Origin of the sequence: Fischerella major NIES-592, from assembly GCF_001904645.1 — a bacterium.
Lineage (GTDB): Bacteria > Cyanobacteriota > Cyanobacteriia > Cyanobacteriales > Nostocaceae > Fischerella > Fischerella thermalis.
The window spans coordinates 548,421-565,007 of the sequence record NZ_MRCA01000001.1 but is presented as its reverse complement, the minus strand read 5'-3'; the positions used below and the strand labels follow the sequence as shown (position 1 = coordinate 565,007).

Below are 16,587 nucleotides of genomic sequence, written 5' to 3'. Positions count from 1 at the left end.
CAAAGTATAATGAGTACGGCAAAACCCTTAAGAAATATTGAAGAGCAGTAAAGTTAAATGCGAGTAGCGATCGCCGGAGCAGGTTTAGCAGGACTTTCCTGTGCTAAATACTTGACAGATTTAGGTTATACCCCCATTATCTTGGAAAGTCGGGATGTACTGGGAGGGTTAGTAGCAGCTTGGCAAGATGCAGACGGTGACTGGTACGAAACTGGTTTGCATGTCTTTTTTGGGGCTTACCCCAATATGTTGCAGCTACTCAAAGAACTGGGAATTGAAGACCGTTTGCAGTGGAAAAAACACACTATGATCTTCAACCAGCCTGAGAAGCCGGGAACCTATAGCAGGTTTGATTTTCCCAATTTGCCAGCACCGTTAAATGGCATCGTGGCAATTTTGCGCAACAATGACATGCTCAGTTGGAGAGAAAAAATCGAACTAGCAAAGGGATTGGTTCCCGCAATGCTCCGGGGACAAAAGTATGTTGATTCCACAGATCAATATACTTTTTCCCAATGGCTGAAACAGCAAGGGGTGAGTGAGGATGTCCAACAAGATATTTTTATTGCGGCCTCGAAATCGCTTAATTTTATCAATCCTGATGAAATTTCGGCAGTAGTATTATTGACTGCCTTGAGTCGCTTTCTCCAACAAAAAGATGGGTCCAAAATGGCATTTTTGGATGGTTCACCCACAGAGCGTTTGTGCCAACCACTGGTAGATTATATTACAGATCGAGGAGGAGAAGTACGTATAAATGCTCCATTAAAAGAAATCTTGCTGAATGAAGACGGTACGGTGAAAGGATTCTTGATGCGGGGACTCAATGGAGCAGCAGATTACATAGAAACTGCTGATGTTTACGTTTCGGCAATGCCAGTGGACGTCATGAAGGTGATGCTACCAAATCCTTGGAAGGAAAATGACTTCTTTCAAAAGCTAGAAGGGTTAGAGGGCGTGCCTGTGATAAACTTGCAGTTGTGGTTCGACCGCAAACTTACTGATATAGACCAGTTGCTATTTTCGCGCTCGCCTCTACTCAGCGTTTATGCTGATATGAGCAATACCTGCCGTGGGTACGCCAATCCTGAGCGCTCAATGCTGGAATTGGTTTTGGCTCCGGCAAAAGATTGGATTGCCAAATCCGACGAAGAGATTTTGCAGGTAACTCTTGCCGAGTTACAAAAACTCTTTCCCTCACACTTTAGCGGAGACAATCCAGCAAAATTGCTGAAATATCATGTAGTCAAAACGCCGCGTTCAGTATATAAAGCAACTCCTGGTCGCCAACAGTACCGTCCTTCTCAGCAAACACCGATTAGCAACTTCTTTCTGAGTGGGAGTTACACTATGCAACCCTATCTCGGTAGTATGGAAGGTGCTGTGCTTTCTGGTAAGCTGACAGCGCAGGCGATTGCTGAAGGACGCTTGGTGGCAAATTCATCAAACCTGCAAATGCAAACCCCTCAGCCCGCAACGAATGCTGCAACTGTCTGATTCCCCCCCGCGCATGAAACCGCCGGTCTCTGTGGATGAGTCCTATCAACTTTGCCGTCAAATCACAGCAAAGTATGCCAAAACTTTTTACCTTGGCACTTTGCTGATGAGTAAGGCAAAACGTCCAGCTATTTGGGCAATTTATGCCTGGTGTCGCCGTACCGATGAACTGGTAGACGGCCCGGCGGCTGCTATTACCACACCAGAAACCTTAGATAAATGGGAGCAGCAGCTGGAATCCATTTTTGCGGGACGCCCAGTAGACAACTTTGATGTGGCTTTAGTGGATACCCTCCAGCGCTTTCCGATGGATATTCAGCCCTTTCGGGATATGATTGCCGGTCAGCGTATGGACTTACACCGCAGTCGCTACGAAAACTTTGACGAGTTATACCTGTACTGTTACCGTGTTGCCGGTACAGTAGGGCTAATGTCAACGGCGGTCATGGGAGTAGATACCAAGCAAAACACTGCTCCTTGGAACCGCAATCAACCACCTTATGTGCCTACAGAAGAAGCGATCGCCCTCGGAATTGCCAGTCAACTCACCAACATCCTGCGGGATGTCCATGAGGATGCACGGCGGGGAAGAATTTACATTCCTCTTGAGGATTTAGCACGATTCAACTACACCGAGCAAGATTTGTTCAAAGGCGTGGTGGATGAACGCTGGCGTTCCCTAATGCGTTTTTTAATTGCTCGCACTCGCCAGTTTTATCAAAAGGCAGAAAAGGGGATTAGTTACCTTTGTCCAGATGCACGGTTACCTGTGTGGGCGGCTTTGATGCAATACAGTCAAATTCTGGAAAAGATTGAGCATAACGACTACAACGTATTCAGCCAACGTGTTTATGTGCCGCAGTGGCAGAAGATACGTAGTATTCCACTGGCGTGGTTGCGATCGCAAGTACTTTAATTACTTGTTGGTTGTTGTTTGTTGTTTGTTGTTTGTTGGTAGTTCAACCAACAACTAACCATCAACCACCAACAAGATAAAAATGACTCTTGACTCTACCAAAATAATCTGTTAACATTTAGGTTCTACATAGTGGAGAGGTGGCTGAGTGGTCGAAAGCGGCAGATTGCTAATCTGTTGTACGGATCGAAAGGCCGTACCGAGGGTTCGAATCCCTCCTTCTCCGTTTTATATTAGAGACGCGATAAATCGCGTCTCTATTTGTTAGGGGCACGACAAACTCTGTTTGTAGATATCTAGAGAAATACTCCTTTTGGCAGATGCTATTTATTATTTATGCTTTGAAGTGATTACAGATTAAACTTATTTTGCAATTACAAAGTAAGTTTACTGAGCCAAATAAGGAGTGGAATTTAAATATATGAAAAAAACTATTAGTGCTTTTGCTCTAGCTATAACCACCTTCACAACAGGCTTTTTAGTAGCGGCTTGTGATGGCAACACCACCACAACCTCCAACACAAGCACTGATGGAACTACTAGCACTCCAGCAGGTTCAACAACTACAGCCGCCAGCAGCACTCAAGGATTAAAAATAGGTTCGCTGTTACCAACAACAGGTGACTTAGCTGCGATCGGACAGCAGATGGTAGAGTCTGTTCCCTTGCTTGTAAATACTGTAAACGCTTGCGGTGGTGTGAATGGACAACCCGTAACCCTAGTGCAAGTTGATGATCAAACCGACCCTAAAGCAGGTGCTGCTGGTATGACTAAACTGGCAACCTTAGATAAAGTTGCAGGTGTAGTTGGTTCCTTTGCTAGTAGTGTCTCCAGTGCTGCTATCTCCATAGCTGTGCCAAATAAAGTCATGCTCATTTCTCCTGGTAGTACCAGCCCTGTATTTACCGAAAAGGCAGCAAAAGGTGAATACAAAAACTTTTGGGCGCGTACTGCACCTCCAGATACCTACCAGGCTCAAGCTTTAGCTCAACTTGCTAATCAAAAAGGTTTTAAGAGAGTTTCCACTGTCGTGATTAATAATGACTATGGTGTGGGCTTTGAAAAAGCCTTTGTACAAGCATTTGAAAAATTAGGAGGAACCGTAGTCAATAAAAGCAACCCTGTTCGCTACGACCCCAAAGCCACGACATTTGATACCGAAGCACAAGCAGCTTTTGCAGGTAAGCCAGATGCAGTACTAGGCGTATTTTACGAAGAAACTGGAGCCCTATTTCTCAAATCTGCATATCAGCAAGGTGTAACTCAAGGGGTGCAGATAATGCTGACTGATGGTGTAAAATCAGATACATTTCCAGAGCGAGTCGGTAAAACTCCTGATGGCAAATACATCGTTGCTGGAGCTATAGGTACAGTTCCTGGTTCTAACGGTAAAGGATTAGAAGCTTTCACCAAACTTTGGCAAGAAAAAAGAAAATCCCCACCTGCACCATACACTCCCCACGGTTGGGATGCAGCTGCTTTGTTAGTTTTATCTGCCCAAGCAGCGAAGGAAAACACAGGGGTTGGTATTGCCAGTAAAATTCGTGAAGTTGCTAATGGCCCTGGTGTGGAAGTTACTGATGTTTGTGAAGGTTTGAAATTACTCAAAGAAGGTAAAGATATCAATTACCAAGGAGCTAGCGGTAATGTAGATATTGACGAAAACGGGGATGTGGTTGGTGTCTATGATGTTTGGACAGTGGGTGATGATGGCAAAATCAAGACCGTTGAGCAAGTTAGTCCAAAGTAGGAACTAGGTATGAATGATGAATTATGAAAATTTCAGCATTCATAATTCATCATTCATCATTTTCACAGACCGAAGTTATAACCAACTCCGAGTGTCAAACCGATGTCAGTGTCATCAAAAAATGCTGCATTCACAGCGGCTGTCGCAGTAAATTGACTGTTGAGTGGGAAATCTACACCACCAGATAACAAGAAGGAAAACTGAGAGTCATCACCTGTGTTAATCGCTGCACCAGCACCGACGTAAGGGGCGATCGCAACAGGTTCACTGAAAGGATCTCCTAGCTGTTGGAAGGAAAAATCGTAGGTGACAGGGACGAGAATTGTGGTGTTGTCACCCACGACTACTGAAGGTCTAACAGATAAGCTTCTTGATAGTCCTACCTTACTGATCACCATAAAGTTACCATCACCTAAAGAGGATTCACCACCAGCCAAACCAATGTTTGCTGCTATACCAATATAACTAGATCCTCCACGGGTAGCTCGACCTGGAAGAATATCTGATTGTGCAACTTCCTGAGTAGCAGTAGATGGTTGAGAAGTTGAGTGTTGATCTTGAACAGTAGTAAGTCCTGTAGATGATGTTGCTACTGTGCCAGGAATCGGTGTAAATGTAGGATTATCTGTCTCTGGTGTAGCGACGTTATAGAACTGTTCCTGAGTAGAAGTAGAATTAGATACTTCTACTGAATTTTCTACTGGAACGGGTGATGCAGTCATGGCTTCTGCTTCCAAGCTAGTAGAGTCAGCAGTCTGAGCAACAGTAGGCAAACCACCAAATAAAACAGCGGTAGTTGCTATACCAACTAAACCAACAAGTTTTTGATTAAAAAAAATCGTATTCACATTCACTCCTCAAACAATATTGCCTTTATAGATAATGGGTTTTGCCCATATTGAGCCAATGGTTGGCAATATCTACATTTAACATCAAAAAATCTATTTCTACATCCCTATTTTCAAGGTAGTACAAATTTTTGAATAGTCACTATATAGAGGGATAGATCCTCAATTCAACGGATGACAAAAATTATTCAAGAAATAAAAATAACTTTCTACCAATCATCAAAGTTATTTTTTGTCATTAATCATTAATTGCTATTCATGTATTCTTGATTATTGATTGCATAATAGACCTTTTGTACAAATATTTTACCCCACCCTAACTCTAAGCGAAATTGGGGAGATAAGTAAATTTTCTCCTTGTTCCCGGGGGAAATTAAGGGGGGTTTAACAATTCATGGAACAAGCCTAATAAGCACTGAATAATGACTAAGACATAACTTCTAACTAACGTTAATAAAATACAAATAATTTATATAAATTAATAGTAGTACTGCTCATAAAAAAGTCGTTCTACCTTTACCTCATGGCGCTCTACATCTTGTAATTTCTGTAGTAAATGCAATGGTTGTTCGACTTTTTGCCTGACTAATAAGTCAGTTACTTTGATAATCTCGTCAAAGCGAAAATTATAAGTGAGTTGCCTTAGGACTTGAATTAAATTTGGAAATTGTGTGGGAATTTGAGCCAATAGCTGAAGAATACTTTCATCATTGCACTCTTTAGCTGCTGTGTGTAGTTTTTGTATCCATGCATCTGGCATCTTTGCTAGGTCTTCAGGAGTTAAGCTTCCAGATTTCACATCCTTATTTTGGTTAACTATACCTGGTTCAAAGTAAATGTAGCGTACGCCTAAATGTTTTGTAAGTTGGGCAAAAATTTCTTCTTCAGAAAATGGTTTGCTAATAAAGTCATCACAACCAGCAGCTATCATTACTTGGCGCTGTTCCTCAAAAGCATAGGCCGTGAGGGCAATAATTTTGGTATGAGATGGGAGATGGTTCTCCCTATCTCCCCAGCTAGATTGCTCCCTCCTTTTAATTTCCCTGGTAGCTTCGTAACCATCCATAATTGGCATCTGCATATCCATAAATATGATATGGGGACACCAACTTTCCCAAATAGCTATACCTTGTTGGCCATTTTCTACTTGTTGTATTTCAAAACCCAAAGGTTTTAAGAGTTTGATGATACATTGGCGATGGTCTTGATTATCGTCCACAATTAGCAGACGATAAATTGGTTGGTCTGGTGCTAGACACTTAACCCGTTGACTTGACAACTGTGGTAGCTGTGTCATCTCTGCTAAGCTGACCTGAATGTCGAATGCAAATATACTTCCTTTTTCTACTACGCTGTTAACAGTAATATCTCCACCCATCAACTGTACAAACTTACGACTAATTGCTAATCCTAAACCTGTTCCTTCTTGCGCTCGCTTACCTGTTTCCGTTTGGACAAAAGCTTCAAATAAATTGTTGATTTCTTCTGAAGCAATACCACAACCTGTATCTTCAACCTCGAAAATTAAGAATTGAGGATTGGGAATTTTCGTTTGTCTTGCTTGTCCCATTCTCACACGTAGAGTCACGCTTCCTACTTGAGTGAATTTAAGGGCGTTACTCAACAAGTTCAATAAAACTTGCCGCAGTTTACTTTCGTCAGCAATTATGTATTGTGGTACTGATGGCGATCGCTCAAAATTGAGAGTGAGTTTTTTGGCTGCGGTTTTGGGGCGCAGCATATCTTCTAAGCTATCTAACAGACTATATAAATCTAATTTTTTTTCATTGAGCTTAATTTTACCTGCTTCAATTTTGGACATTTCTAGTACATCGTTAATTAATTGCAGCAAGTGTTGACCACTTCTGTTAATAATGTCGAGATACTCCCGATTTTCACCGTTGCAGGAAGTATCGTCATACATGATTTGAGAAAAACCTAAAATACTGTTGAGGGGGGTGCGAAGTTCATGACTCATTGCTGCCAAAAACTGGCTTTTAGCCTTGTTAGCTGCTTCGGCTGCTTCTTTGGCATGTTGCAATTCTATTTCAGCTTGCTTGCGATCGCTGATATCTCGTGCTACCCAAAGTACTGATTGGTCTGAGATAGGGGAAATACTAGCGCTAAACCAAACCTGACGCCCCTGCCGAAACAAATTGTAATCAAAATAAAGTGTCTGCTGTAAATCTAAAGCCTGTCGAACTTTTTCTAACCACAGCTGAGCGGTCTGTTCATGAAAAAATTGTTCTACCGTCTGACTAATCACATCAGTATCATCTGTATGTGTTTGATTGGGTTTTGTTGGTAGAATTTTTATGCTTCCAAGTTGGTTGCTGTGAAGATTAATGATCAGCACTACATCAGTCATTGCCTCAAAGACAGCACGCATTTGAGCTTCAGAAGTCCGTAGCTTTTGCTCAAGTAACTTGCGCTTGCTTGTTTCCTTTTGCAGCTGCTGAGTTAAGTTTCTTAATTGGCATTCCGGGCAATCAACTAGATTCATATATCTTTAAATTTGCGAATAATGACTAGTAAGAAGTTAGAGATAAGGATTTATGCTATGTAAAAAATAAGTTTTTATATAAAAAAATACTTCATATTAAGTATATTCTTGGATACATCATTAGTCACTACTTAATTTTTGCAGAGGACGCGCAGAGAGAAGAGATGGGCGACGCGGGGACCAACAGCAGATGCTTCGATTTGAGAATACGCTCCGCGTCTCTCTTTCTCCGCCTCCATCTTCTAATTTAAACCGGCAACTGCTTCGGCGATACGCTGAGAAACAAAAGGCAACAGATTACGATTTTTAGCGTGCGTTTTGCCTTCAGTAAATACAACTACAAGATAAGGGCGAAGATTGGGTATTTCTATGTACGCAGCATCATGTCGGACTTGGCTAGTCCAACCCGCCTTTGACCAAATTTGTGCTGTTTGGGGAAGACCTGCACCTAAAAAGCCTGTAATTTGGTCTTCCTCTACATCTTGCGGCAATTCATCAGCCTTGAGACTACGTTTGAGTATACTCATCATCGCTTGCGATCGCACACTAGATACTGCTACACCACCAACAATACTATGTAACAGCCTGGCGGTAGCATTAGTTGTCAACATATTGCGATTTTCTAGCAATTGTCCATAAAATGCCCGTTCCCGTCCGTAGGGGCCATCACACCAGGTCTTTTGGCAGACGTTAATACTTTCCATTTCCGGCCATCCCAAGGATTGATAGTAGCGGTTAACAATATGGCGCTGTTGCTTCCACGTCTCAAATGGTCCTGGTGGTAATTCTGGCCCGGATGTAGTTCCTGTCAGTATATCTACTATTAAGCTAGTAGCATCATTACTAGAATCGATAATCATATCACCCATGGCTCTTTCCAACTCACCAGAGGTCTGAATCATACCTTTTTCTAGCCATTCCTGGACTGCTACCAAGTAAAATAGCTTCACAACACTGGCTGGGTAAATTCGCTCTAAACCTCGATAGGTAAAACCACGAACTGGATGGTTCCAAAAAGCATCTGGCGTCAAAGCACCACCAGTATTTACCAACACAGGTGGATCGTAGACAATCCAAGTCAAAGCAATTTGGTTAGGGGCTAAGGTCGGAAATTCTGCCCAAGTTGCTTCTAAAATGCCATTACCTAGTTTTTCCAGTTGTTCTTCTTGATTGAAAAAAGTCATTGTTGTGTTTGCAGAATGTCCCTAAATCTCAAATCCGAAATCGAAAACTTAGAATCAGGTGAGTATGAGTGTCTAACTGACCTGAATATATATGATTCTCCAGAATGTACACGCTTGGCTACCCAAGCCCAAGCTGGGCGACACTTGTGGTTAACATCAAATTATCAGGATGTGGCAGTAGAAGTGTGTTTGTGTGAGGATGACTATCCAGGTTGGTTGTCGGTTGTAGATTTGGTTTTTTTACAGACAGCTACTGTACCTTATCAGGCTAAATCATTTTCCGAATCAGAAATTAAAAAATTGCTACCAGAAGTGATTGCTTTTACTCATAAAGCGATGCAACAACCTAATTATTATCTCTGGGGTGGTACAGTTGGGCCAAATTATGACTGTTCAGGGTTAATGCAGGCAGCATTTCGTTCAGTGGGTATTTGCTTACCTAGAGATGCATATCAACAGGAAGGCTTTACCCAACCAATTGACCTAGCACTGCTGCAACCAGGTGATTTAGTATTCTTTGGGTCTCCCCAAAAAGCCACTCATGTGGGACTCTATTTAGGAGATAGTTTTTATATCCATAGTTCTGGTAAAGATAAAGGACGTAATGGTATTGGGATTGACATTCTCTCGGAACAAGGTGATGAGGTGAGTCGGTCATACTATCAGCAACTACGCGGTGCTGGCAGAGTGGTGAAGAGTTATGAACCGCACAGTCATAGAGGATTGAAAGAAAAAATATGAGGAGTGGATTAGTTTCTAATGGGTTAGCTGGACAATATGAGGTGGTTTCCTCACCAGTTCCCAGTGTTTCAGTGGTGGTTCCTGTACGTGACGAAGTGGAAAGTTTGCCTCATTTACTAGAGGCGATCGCTTCTACCCTAAATGCTATTAATCTTAGTTACGAAATTATCTGTGTGGATGATGGTTCTACGGATGGTTCCGCGCAGTTGCTCAAAGAACAAGCACAAAACCGTAATGATTTAAAAGCAGTAATTCTGCGGCGTAACTATGGTCAAACTGCGGCAATGGCAGCTGGATTTTACTATGCACGTGGCAAAGCAGTTGTAACTTTAGATGCCGATCTGCAAAATGACCCAGCGGATATACCAATGTTGTTGGCAAAGCTAGAGGAAGGCTACGATTTGGTGAGTGGTTGGCGGCTAAATCGCCAAGATGCAGCTTTGACAAGGTTATTGCCCTCTAAAATTGCCAACTGGTTAATTCGACGGATAACCAGCGTAGACATACATGATTACGGCTGTTCATTAAAAGCCTACCGTGCGGAATTGGTAGCAGATATGAACCTCTACGGTGAACTACATCGATTTTTACCAGCCTTGGCATATATCGAGGGGGCAAGAATTACCGAAATGCCCGTACGTCACCATGCGCGCCGCTTTGGGCGGAGTAAGTACGGTTTGTCGCGGACTTTTCGGGTGGTAATGGATTTATTAACGATCGCTTTTATGAAAAAGTTCCTTACCCGCCCAATGCATGTTTTTGGGCTATGGGGCTTGATTTCTATGCTTTCGGGAGGTGCGATCGGCATTTATTTGACTTGGGTAAAATTAGCTTTGGGTCAAGATATTGGCGATCGCCCTTTGTTAATTTTGGCTGTTCTTCTGTTAGTGACTGGGGTACAGTTATTCTGCTTTGGTTTGTTAGCAGAGTTATTGATGCGTACTTACCATGAATCCCAAGGACGTCCTATCTATCGAGTACGAGAGATAGTGACAGCCAAGGAAGTTGAGTAATTCAGTTATCAGTTTTCAGTTACCAAGTTCTATTAATTGCAGTTGGCTATTCACTGATTCCTAACTAACAACTCACTACCAATAGACTTCTTGCAAGAGGTCTAATAAATAAAAAAGGCGATCGCTTTTCCGTCGCCCTTTTTTATTTTAGTTTGTAGTCAGCACCAAGCGTGCTTATATTTACTAAGAATTAAAGACTTAGACTTGTGCTAGTTCTGGTGTGGGACGCTTGCTGTTACGAACAGCTGCGATCGCCTCGCCATAATCCTTAGCGTTAAACACAGCCGAACCAGCTACAATTGCATTAGCTCCGGCTTCTAAAACTTGCCAAGTATTATTGGCCTTCAGCCCGCCATCTACTTCAATCCAAGGGTCAAGACCACGTTCATCACACATCTGACGCAGTTTGCGGATTTTGGGAACTACCGCTGGAATAAAGCTTTGACCACCAAAGCCAGGGTTGACACTCATTAGCAACACTAAATCGCAAACTTCTAGCACATACTCAATCAAATCCAAAGGTGTAGATGGGTTAAGTACCACACCAGCTTGCTTGCCAAGTTCTTTAATTTGGCAGAGAGTACGATGTAAGTGTGGCGACGCATTATGTTCACAATGTACAGATATAATGTCTGCCCCAGCTTTGGCAAAATCTGCAACATATTTTTCTGGTTCCACAATCATCAAGTGGACATCCAGTGGTTTTTTCGTCACCGGACGAATCGCCTCCACTACCAAAGGACCTATCGTAATATTAGGTACAAAGCGACCATCCATTACATCAACATGAATCCAATCTGCCCCCGCCTCGTCTACGGCGCGTACTTCCTCTCCCAGGCGACTAAAATCGGCTGATAGGATAGATGGAGCAATTACAATCGGCTTGTTAGATAGCGTTTTGGTCATGGCTAGTGGATATTTAAGCGTCCTTTTCTGTAAACATTGTAACAAAACTTGAGCAAAGGCTCACAAGGGGAAAAGGGGATAGGGGAAAGGGGATAGTTAATATTCAACCACCAACAACCAACCACCAACAACCAACCACCAATGACAAATGAGTATGGTAAAAAAAATTAGCTGGATAATTTGGGGCTTAAGTGTTACCTGTCTGAGTGTGCCGGTGTTAGCTTTGGAAAATACCCTTAGTACTAACGGCATTGATGCTCTTAAGTTACATAAGCTTCCGTATAATCTCATAGGTCGCAAGATTGCCATTGGTCAGGTGGAAATTGGACGTCCTGGTAAATTTGGTGTAGACAAAGCGGTTTCTAAAAATCGCTCTGTGAATATAGCAGGTGTCTTTTTACGCAATAGTCCTGCTAAGTCAAATAGTGGTGTTGATTCTCACGCCTACAATGTTGCTGGTGTCATGATTAGTACAGATAAAGCTTTTCCAGGAGTTGCTCCAGGAGCGCGCTTGTATTCATCTGCTGTGGGCTCTACTAAAATGGGTCAGCCAGAAGAATGCTTGTCTGCACAGCACATAGCCTTACAGAACAGTGGTGATGTTCGCGCCATTAACTTTAGCTTTGGCGAACCTCTAAACCGCGATCCGCGACCGGATGCTGTTTTGGATGGTAACGCCTTACTAACCCAATGTATTGACTGGTCGACTCGCGCTCACAACGTTTTGTATGTGATTGCTGGCAACCAGGGTAAAGGAGGAATTCCCATCCCTACCGATAATTTTAATGGAGTTAACGTGGCTTTTTCCTCTCGTCGGGGAGGAATTTTTAATAAAGTAGATGTTTCTAATTTAGTAGCTACATCTGAGGCAATGACTCAGCGTCTATCTGGCAAGGAAATTAATCTTGGCCCACGTGGAACGATTGGTATAGTTGCTCCTGGTAGTAATATTCCCATGCTTAATCCTGATGGCAAAATCAACAAAGTCACAGGCACAAGTTTTGCAGCACCCCACGTCACAGCTACAGTTGCTCTATTACAAGAATTTGGTGACAGACAATTACGGAAAAAACAACCTAATTGGAGTCTTGCTTCTCGCCAACATGAAGTCATGAAAGCTGTCTTATTAAACTCAGCCGAAAAAATTCAAGACATGGGCGATGGTTTGCGGCTAGGAATGACTAGAACACTCATAAATAAACAGAATCAAGACTGGCTAGCTTCTGAAACCTATAAAAATCCCAAAAAACCTTTAGATCCTCAAATGGGAACAGGACATCTCAATGCTTACCGGGCTTACGAACAATTTAGTGCAGGTCAATGGCAACCATCACAATCTGTACCTGCAATTGGTTGGAATTATAATACTATCAACGCTGGTTCATCTGTAGAATATGTTTTAGCTAAACCACTACAGCAGAACAGTTTTGTCTCCATAACCTTGGCTTGGGACAGGTTAGTAGAACTCAACGATAAAAATAAAAATGGTCAATTTGATCCAGGGGAAGATTTTCGCGATCGCGGTTTAAACAACCTTGATATCTATCTAGTTAAAGCCGATGACAAAAGTCCAGACACAGGAACTGTTTGCGCCTCCATTAGCGAAGTTGATAGTGTAGAACACATTTTTTGTCCTGTCCCTACCACTGGTAAATATAAAATCCGTGTCCAGTTTCAAAACCAACTCAACGAAGCCACTCAACTTTATGCCTTGGCTTGGTGGACTCGGGCAAATAGGGACTAGGGATCGGGAAGCAGAAGGGAGACAAGGAGGACAAGGAGACACGGATAAATATCTCTCCCCATCTCCCCATTGCCCCCCAACCCCACAAAGTGGGGACCCCTAGCCCCCCATCACCCCATCTCCACATCCCCGATAAAATGGTTGCCAAAACTGTAACCACCAAATGGCTGTGTCATCTGAAATGTCATAGTCGATAGATAGACTCTGCCTTTTGGTGTGATAACATGAAGCAGAAATTTGGTAGTTCTTGGGAAAAATTTCTACAAAGACGTTATGCCGTGCGTTTAGGAAGGCGCTACGCTCTGGCAGCTGCTAGTGTGGTTTTAATGGGTGTGATCGGATGTACTCAAGTAGAAGGTAATACAAAAGTTTATGCCCAATCCGGTGTACCTCGCTCAGAATCTCTTGCTCAAAAATCTGTCTTGCCTGATACTAAACTTATTCTAGCTAACACCAAATTTGGCTTTAAACTTTTTGAAGAAGTTCTCAAACAAGAGAACAATAAAAATGTATTTATTTCACCTGCTAGTGTAGCGATCGCTTTAGATATGACCTACAACGGTGCTAATGGTAGCACTCAGCGAGCAATGGCCAAGGCACTCGAATTACAAGGGTTAAGTTTACAGGAAATTAATTCCTCTAATGCAGCATTAAAACAGCTTTTAGAGAATTCAGACCCAGAAATTCAATTGAGTATTGCTAACTCACTTTGGGCAAATCAAGAAGTTAAATTTAATCCTGATTTTCTTAAAAAAAATCAGGATTTCTATCAAGCAAAGGTAACGAATTTAAACTTTCAAGATCCAAATTCTGTTAGCAAGATTAATAACTGGGTAAGCGAAAGTACTCGTGGCAGAATTGACAAGATAGTCGAAAAAATTGAACCAGATCAAGTATTGTTCCTGCTGAATGCCATTTATTTTAAGGGCAAATGGACAAACGAATTTGACAAACAACAAACTGTGCAACAGCCTTTTTATCTGACATCTAGTACTCAGAAACAACATCCCATGATGTCACAAAAAGGTGAATATAAATACTACGAAAACGAACAATTTCAAGCCGCGAGTCTGCCTTATGGTAAGGATGGAAAGTTCAGTTTTTATGTCTTTTTGCCCAAAAAGAATTCTAATTTGAAATCTTTTTATGAAAATCTCAATGCTGATAACTGGGAAAAATGGATGTCCCAGTTTAGCCTACGAGAAGGTTTGATTCGCCTACCCCGCTTCAAAATGGATTATAAGGTAACGCTTAACACTGCTTTAGAAGCGTTAGGCATGGGTGAGGCTTTTACCAACCAAGCTGATTTTTCTCAGATGGGACAAAACTTTCAAATTAGCGAAGTGAAGCATAAAACTTTTGTGGAAGTCAACGAAGAGGGAACAGAAGCTGCTGCAACTACTTCTGTAGCTGTTACCGCAGTATCTGCAACAGTTAATCAACAACCATTCCAAATGATTGTTGATCGTCCGTTTTTCTGTGCAATTCGCGACAACCAAACTGGAAGCATTTTATTTATGGGTGCAATTTTAGACCCTTAATTTCACAACCAACAACTAACAACTAACCTTAGACTAAGCAGTCGGAGGAGATGCTTCTGGTGTCACAGGTGCACCTACTTCTCGCGATCGCACATTTGGTGTTTCACCTATTTGTTTCCGACAAGCTTCTTCCCCTTGATCATGACTGTGAGTGGTGACATCTCCCGTCTCGCTATGACCAGATGCAACATCAGGACGCAAAGCACTTAAAGCTGTCTTAATGACAACAGCAGTAGGTACTGCTAAAATTACACCCAACAAACCACCTATTCTTGCTCCTGTTAAAACCGAAATTAACGCCCAAACAGGATTTAACCCTGTGAAACTACCCAAAATTCTTGGACCTATTAAGTTTTCCAGAATTTGTTGCACTATAACTGCTGCAATCAACACTCTTGCTCCCATCCAGACATCTTGTAGCGATACCAACAAAGTAGTTAAGGCAATACCCACAGAACCACCGTAGGGAACAAGAGCCATAATCCCAATACTTAAGCCAAATAGCAAACCAAATGGTACTTTCAGCCATAAAAAAGTTGGAATTAGGGCTGAAGCCATACAGGTAGATAAAATTAGCTGAGTAATAAAGAAATTTTGAAAGCTCAGACGTACAGTTTGAGAAAAAGCCTCACGAAATTTGCTGGGTAGCCAACTAACTAAACTTTGCCAAAGTTCATCCCCATGCTGCAACAGATAAAAAGTCAAAACCATTGTCAGCAGAAAATCCAGCAGACTGGTGAAGGTGACAACCGCCAGATTTAAAACTTGTCCAGCGATCGCCTGTAATTGTCCCTTGACACGATCATTGATTTGCACTAGTAAAGCATCAAGGTTAATGGGTAAGCCCATACTTTCAGCTTTTTCGTTCAAAATCATCAACTGAGAGCGTCCAGAGTCAATTAACTCCGGTAAACGCGCCACCAATTGTTGGGCTTGGGTTAGAGCTAGTGGAACAAGAGTCAAACCTAATGCCAATAAAATCGACAAAGCCAGTAAAAACACCAAAATGGCTACTTGCTCTCGCCTAGCACCATGACGTTCCATCCAACTTACAGGATAATTGAGCAGAAACGCTAGTACGGAGGCTCCCACCAAGATAACAATCAGCGAGTGAAAGTAATGGAAAATGACTGAAAGCGCCCAGCCATTCAGCACCAGAAGCGGAGCAAATAAAGCGATCGCACCAAATCGTGCTAATGGTGTGAGTGCTTGCCACCAGTTTAAGAGCTTGCGTGTCTGCATCTGCCGATTGCGGGATAACACAAAATTATGATCCTTATTTAAAGATTATTATCTCTAACTACATCAATATCATTCATCCCTCTAATTTAGGATTACACTCAACCAAAATGGATAATTTTGAATCAAAGTACAGGAACGCAGGGGCAAAGGGACAAAAAGACACAGGAAACAAGGGGACACACAGATACGAAGATATTATTAACAATTTCTCCACGTCAGCGCCCCCTTCACCCCCTAAGTCTTCTTCTGTATACCTAGTTTGGTATCTTCTTCCCATTATCGGTTTTTTCCCATCTCTATGGACTCTTTATCGCCGCCAGGGTAGCAGGGAACAACTTGCTATCAGTCGTATATCAATTACGTTGGCTATTTCCTGGTTGTTAGGTTATCTTTTTTTAGCAACTGGGGCAGCAAATTTCGATTTTTTGTCAGTGCGCCTACTGATACTTAATAGTTTTCTCACCTCTGGTTACTTTTTGATCAGTTTGTGGTTAATAATTGTCACCATCCGAGGCAAATCTCAACGTATACCAGCTTTTAGCCGTTTTGCTGAAGAAATCGTTGATAAGTATCTTTCATAAAAAGAGGGGAAAAGGTTGTTTTCACTGATCACTCAAAATTTCTAATTTCTCCTCAAGCCATCTAGTCAAATGCCGCCTAATATTGCCATACTTCATAAATAAAACACCTAAACCATTTCAA

Annotated in this window: 13 protein-coding genes and 1 tRNA gene; 9 read left to right on the top strand and 5 right to left on the bottom strand. The window is 42.1% G+C overall.

All coding sequences use genetic code 11. The features are described from left to right. Window positions 1-57: 57 nt before the first annotated feature. The 4 genes from pds to NIES592_RS02460 all read left to right on the top strand — a co-directional run bounded on the left by pds (window position 58) and on the right by NIES592_RS02460 (window position 4,163). Window positions 58-1,497 (top strand): 15-cis-phytoene desaturase, encoded by a 1,440-nt coding sequence (gene pds, locus NIES592_RS02475; RefSeq protein ID WP_062248969.1) that lies wholly within the window; start codon window positions 58-60, stop codon window positions 1,495-1,497. Continuing rightward, on the top strand, window positions 1,481-2,413 hold the full coding sequence (gene crtB / locus NIES592_RS02470) for a 15-cis-phytoene synthase CrtB (RefSeq protein ID WP_062248971.1): 933 nt from the start codon (window positions 1,481-1,483) through the stop codon (window positions 2,411-2,413). The genes pds and crtB overlap by 17 nt, the downstream gene beginning before the upstream one ends. Window positions 2,414-2,547: 134 nt before the next feature. Then, window positions 2,548-2,639 (top strand) — tRNA-Ser (locus NIES592_RS02465). A gap of 195 nt (window positions 2,640-2,834) precedes the next feature. Further along, the gene (locus NIES592_RS02460) at window positions 2,835-4,163 is read left to right on the top strand and encodes an ABC transporter substrate-binding protein (protein ID WP_062248974.1); all 1,329 of its coding nucleotides are present in this window, start codon (window positions 2,835-2,837) and stop codon (window positions 4,161-4,163) included. Window positions 4,164-4,225: 62 nt separating this feature from the next. Here NIES592_RS02460 and NIES592_RS02455 read toward each other — a convergent pair whose 3' ends face one another. From NIES592_RS02455 to NIES592_RS02445, 3 genes are all read right to left on the bottom strand, one after another. Beyond that, window positions 4,226-5,011 (bottom strand): hypothetical protein, encoded by a 786-nt coding sequence (locus NIES592_RS02455; protein WP_062248976.1) that lies wholly within the window; start codon window positions 5,009-5,011, stop codon window positions 4,226-4,228. 478 nt (window positions 5,012-5,489) lie between these two features. Further along, window positions 5,490-7,514 (bottom strand): ATP-binding protein, encoded by a 2,025-nt coding sequence (locus NIES592_RS02450; protein WP_073554814.1) that lies wholly within the window; start codon window positions 7,512-7,514, stop codon window positions 5,490-5,492. A 242-nt stretch (window positions 7,515-7,756) separates the two neighbouring features. After that, window positions 7,757-8,698 (bottom strand): serine hydrolase, encoded by a 942-nt coding sequence (locus tag NIES592_RS02445; protein ID WP_073554813.1) that lies wholly within the window; start codon window positions 8,696-8,698, stop codon window positions 7,757-7,759. Between the two features lie 15 nt (window positions 8,699-8,713). Between NIES592_RS02445 and NIES592_RS02440 the strand changes: the two genes are divergently transcribed. Together NIES592_RS02440 and NIES592_RS02435 are read left to right on the top strand one after the other, a co-directional pair. Further along, a complete protein-coding gene (locus NIES592_RS02440) occupies window positions 8,714-9,439 on the top strand; it encodes a C40 family peptidase (protein WP_073554812.1) in 726 nt (241 codons plus the stop codon). Next, the gene (locus NIES592_RS02435) at window positions 9,436-10,452 is read left to right on the top strand and encodes a glycosyltransferase family 2 protein (protein ID WP_073554811.1); all 1,017 of its coding nucleotides are present in this window, start codon (window positions 9,436-9,438) and stop codon (window positions 10,450-10,452) included. The genes NIES592_RS02440 and NIES592_RS02435 overlap by 4 nt, the downstream gene beginning before the upstream one ends. Window positions 10,453-10,650: 198 nt before the next feature. Here NIES592_RS02435 and rpe read toward each other — a convergent pair whose 3' ends face one another. Beyond that, window positions 10,651-11,358 carry a ribulose-phosphate 3-epimerase gene (gene rpe / locus NIES592_RS02430; RefSeq protein ID WP_009458397.1) on the bottom strand — a complete coding sequence of 236 codons (708 nt, stop codon included), beginning with the start codon at window positions 11,356-11,358 and terminating at the stop codon, window positions 10,651-10,653. Between the two features lie 154 nt (window positions 11,359-11,512). Between rpe and NIES592_RS02425 the strand changes: the two genes are divergently transcribed. Both NIES592_RS02425 and NIES592_RS02415 read left to right on the top strand, forming a co-directional pair. Further along, complete coding sequence (locus NIES592_RS02425; protein WP_073554810.1) at window positions 11,513-13,102, top strand: S8 family serine peptidase; 1,590 nt, start codon at window positions 11,513-11,515, stop codon at window positions 13,100-13,102. A gap of 224 nt (window positions 13,103-13,326) precedes the next feature. Next, window positions 13,327-14,643, top strand: coding sequence for a serpin family protein (locus tag NIES592_RS02415; protein ID WP_073554808.1), 1,317 nt, complete (start codon window positions 13,327-13,329; stop codon window positions 14,641-14,643). Window positions 14,644-14,676: 33 nt separating this feature from the next. Here NIES592_RS02415 and NIES592_RS02410 read toward each other — a convergent pair whose 3' ends face one another. Then, window positions 14,677-15,885, bottom strand: a complete 1,209-nt coding sequence (locus tag NIES592_RS02410) for an AI-2E family transporter (RefSeq protein WP_073554807.1) — start codon at window positions 15,883-15,885, stop codon at window positions 14,677-14,679. A 107-nt stretch (window positions 15,886-15,992) separates the two neighbouring features. Here NIES592_RS02410 and NIES592_RS02405 point away from each other — a divergent pair, with 107 nt between their 5' ends. Next, window positions 15,993-16,466, top strand: a complete 474-nt coding sequence (locus NIES592_RS02405; protein WP_073554966.1) for a hypothetical protein — start codon at window positions 15,993-15,995, stop codon at window positions 16,464-16,466. Window positions 16,467-16,587: the final 121 nt, after the last annotated feature.

Bases quoted from the DNA above. Each gene is read 5' to 3' on its own strand.
- NIES592_RS02435 (WP_073554811.1), top strand. From the start codon at position 9,436: ATGAGGAGTGGATTAGTTTCTAATGGGTTAGCTGGACAATATGAGGTG.
- NIES592_RS02450 (WP_073554814.1), bottom strand. From the start codon at position 7,514: ATGAATCTAGTTGATTGCCCGGAATGCCAATTAAGAAACTTAACTCAG.
- NIES592_RS02405 (WP_073554966.1), top strand. From the start codon at position 15,993: ATGGATAATTTTGAATCAAAGTACAGGAACGCAGGGGCAAAGGGACAA.
- crtB (WP_062248971.1), top strand. From the start codon at position 1,481: ATGCTGCAACTGTCTGATTCCCCCCCGCGCATGAAACCGCCGGTCTCT.
- NIES592_RS02425 (WP_073554810.1), top strand. From the start codon at position 11,513: ATGGTAAAAAAAATTAGCTGGATAATTTGGGGCTTAAGTGTTACCTGT.
- NIES592_RS02445 (WP_073554813.1), bottom strand. From the start codon at position 8,698: ATGACTTTTTTCAATCAAGAAGAACAACTGGAAAAACTAGGTAATGGC.
- pds (WP_062248969.1), top strand. From the start codon at position 58: ATGCGAGTAGCGATCGCCGGAGCAGGTTTAGCAGGACTTTCCTGTGCT.
- NIES592_RS02460 (WP_062248974.1), top strand. From the start codon at position 2,835: ATGAAAAAAACTATTAGTGCTTTTGCTCTAGCTATAACCACCTTCACA.
- NIES592_RS02410 (WP_073554807.1), bottom strand. From the start codon at position 15,885: ATGCAGACACGCAAGCTCTTAAACTGGTGGCAAGCACTCACACCATTA.
- NIES592_RS02440 (WP_073554812.1), top strand. From the start codon at position 8,714: ATGTCCCTAAATCTCAAATCCGAAATCGAAAACTTAGAATCAGGTGAG.
- rpe (WP_009458397.1), bottom strand. From the start codon at position 11,358: ATGACCAAAACGCTATCTAACAAGCCGATTGTAATTGCTCCATCTATC.
- NIES592_RS02415 (WP_073554808.1), top strand. From the start codon at position 13,327: ATGAAGCAGAAATTTGGTAGTTCTTGGGAAAAATTTCTACAAAGACGT.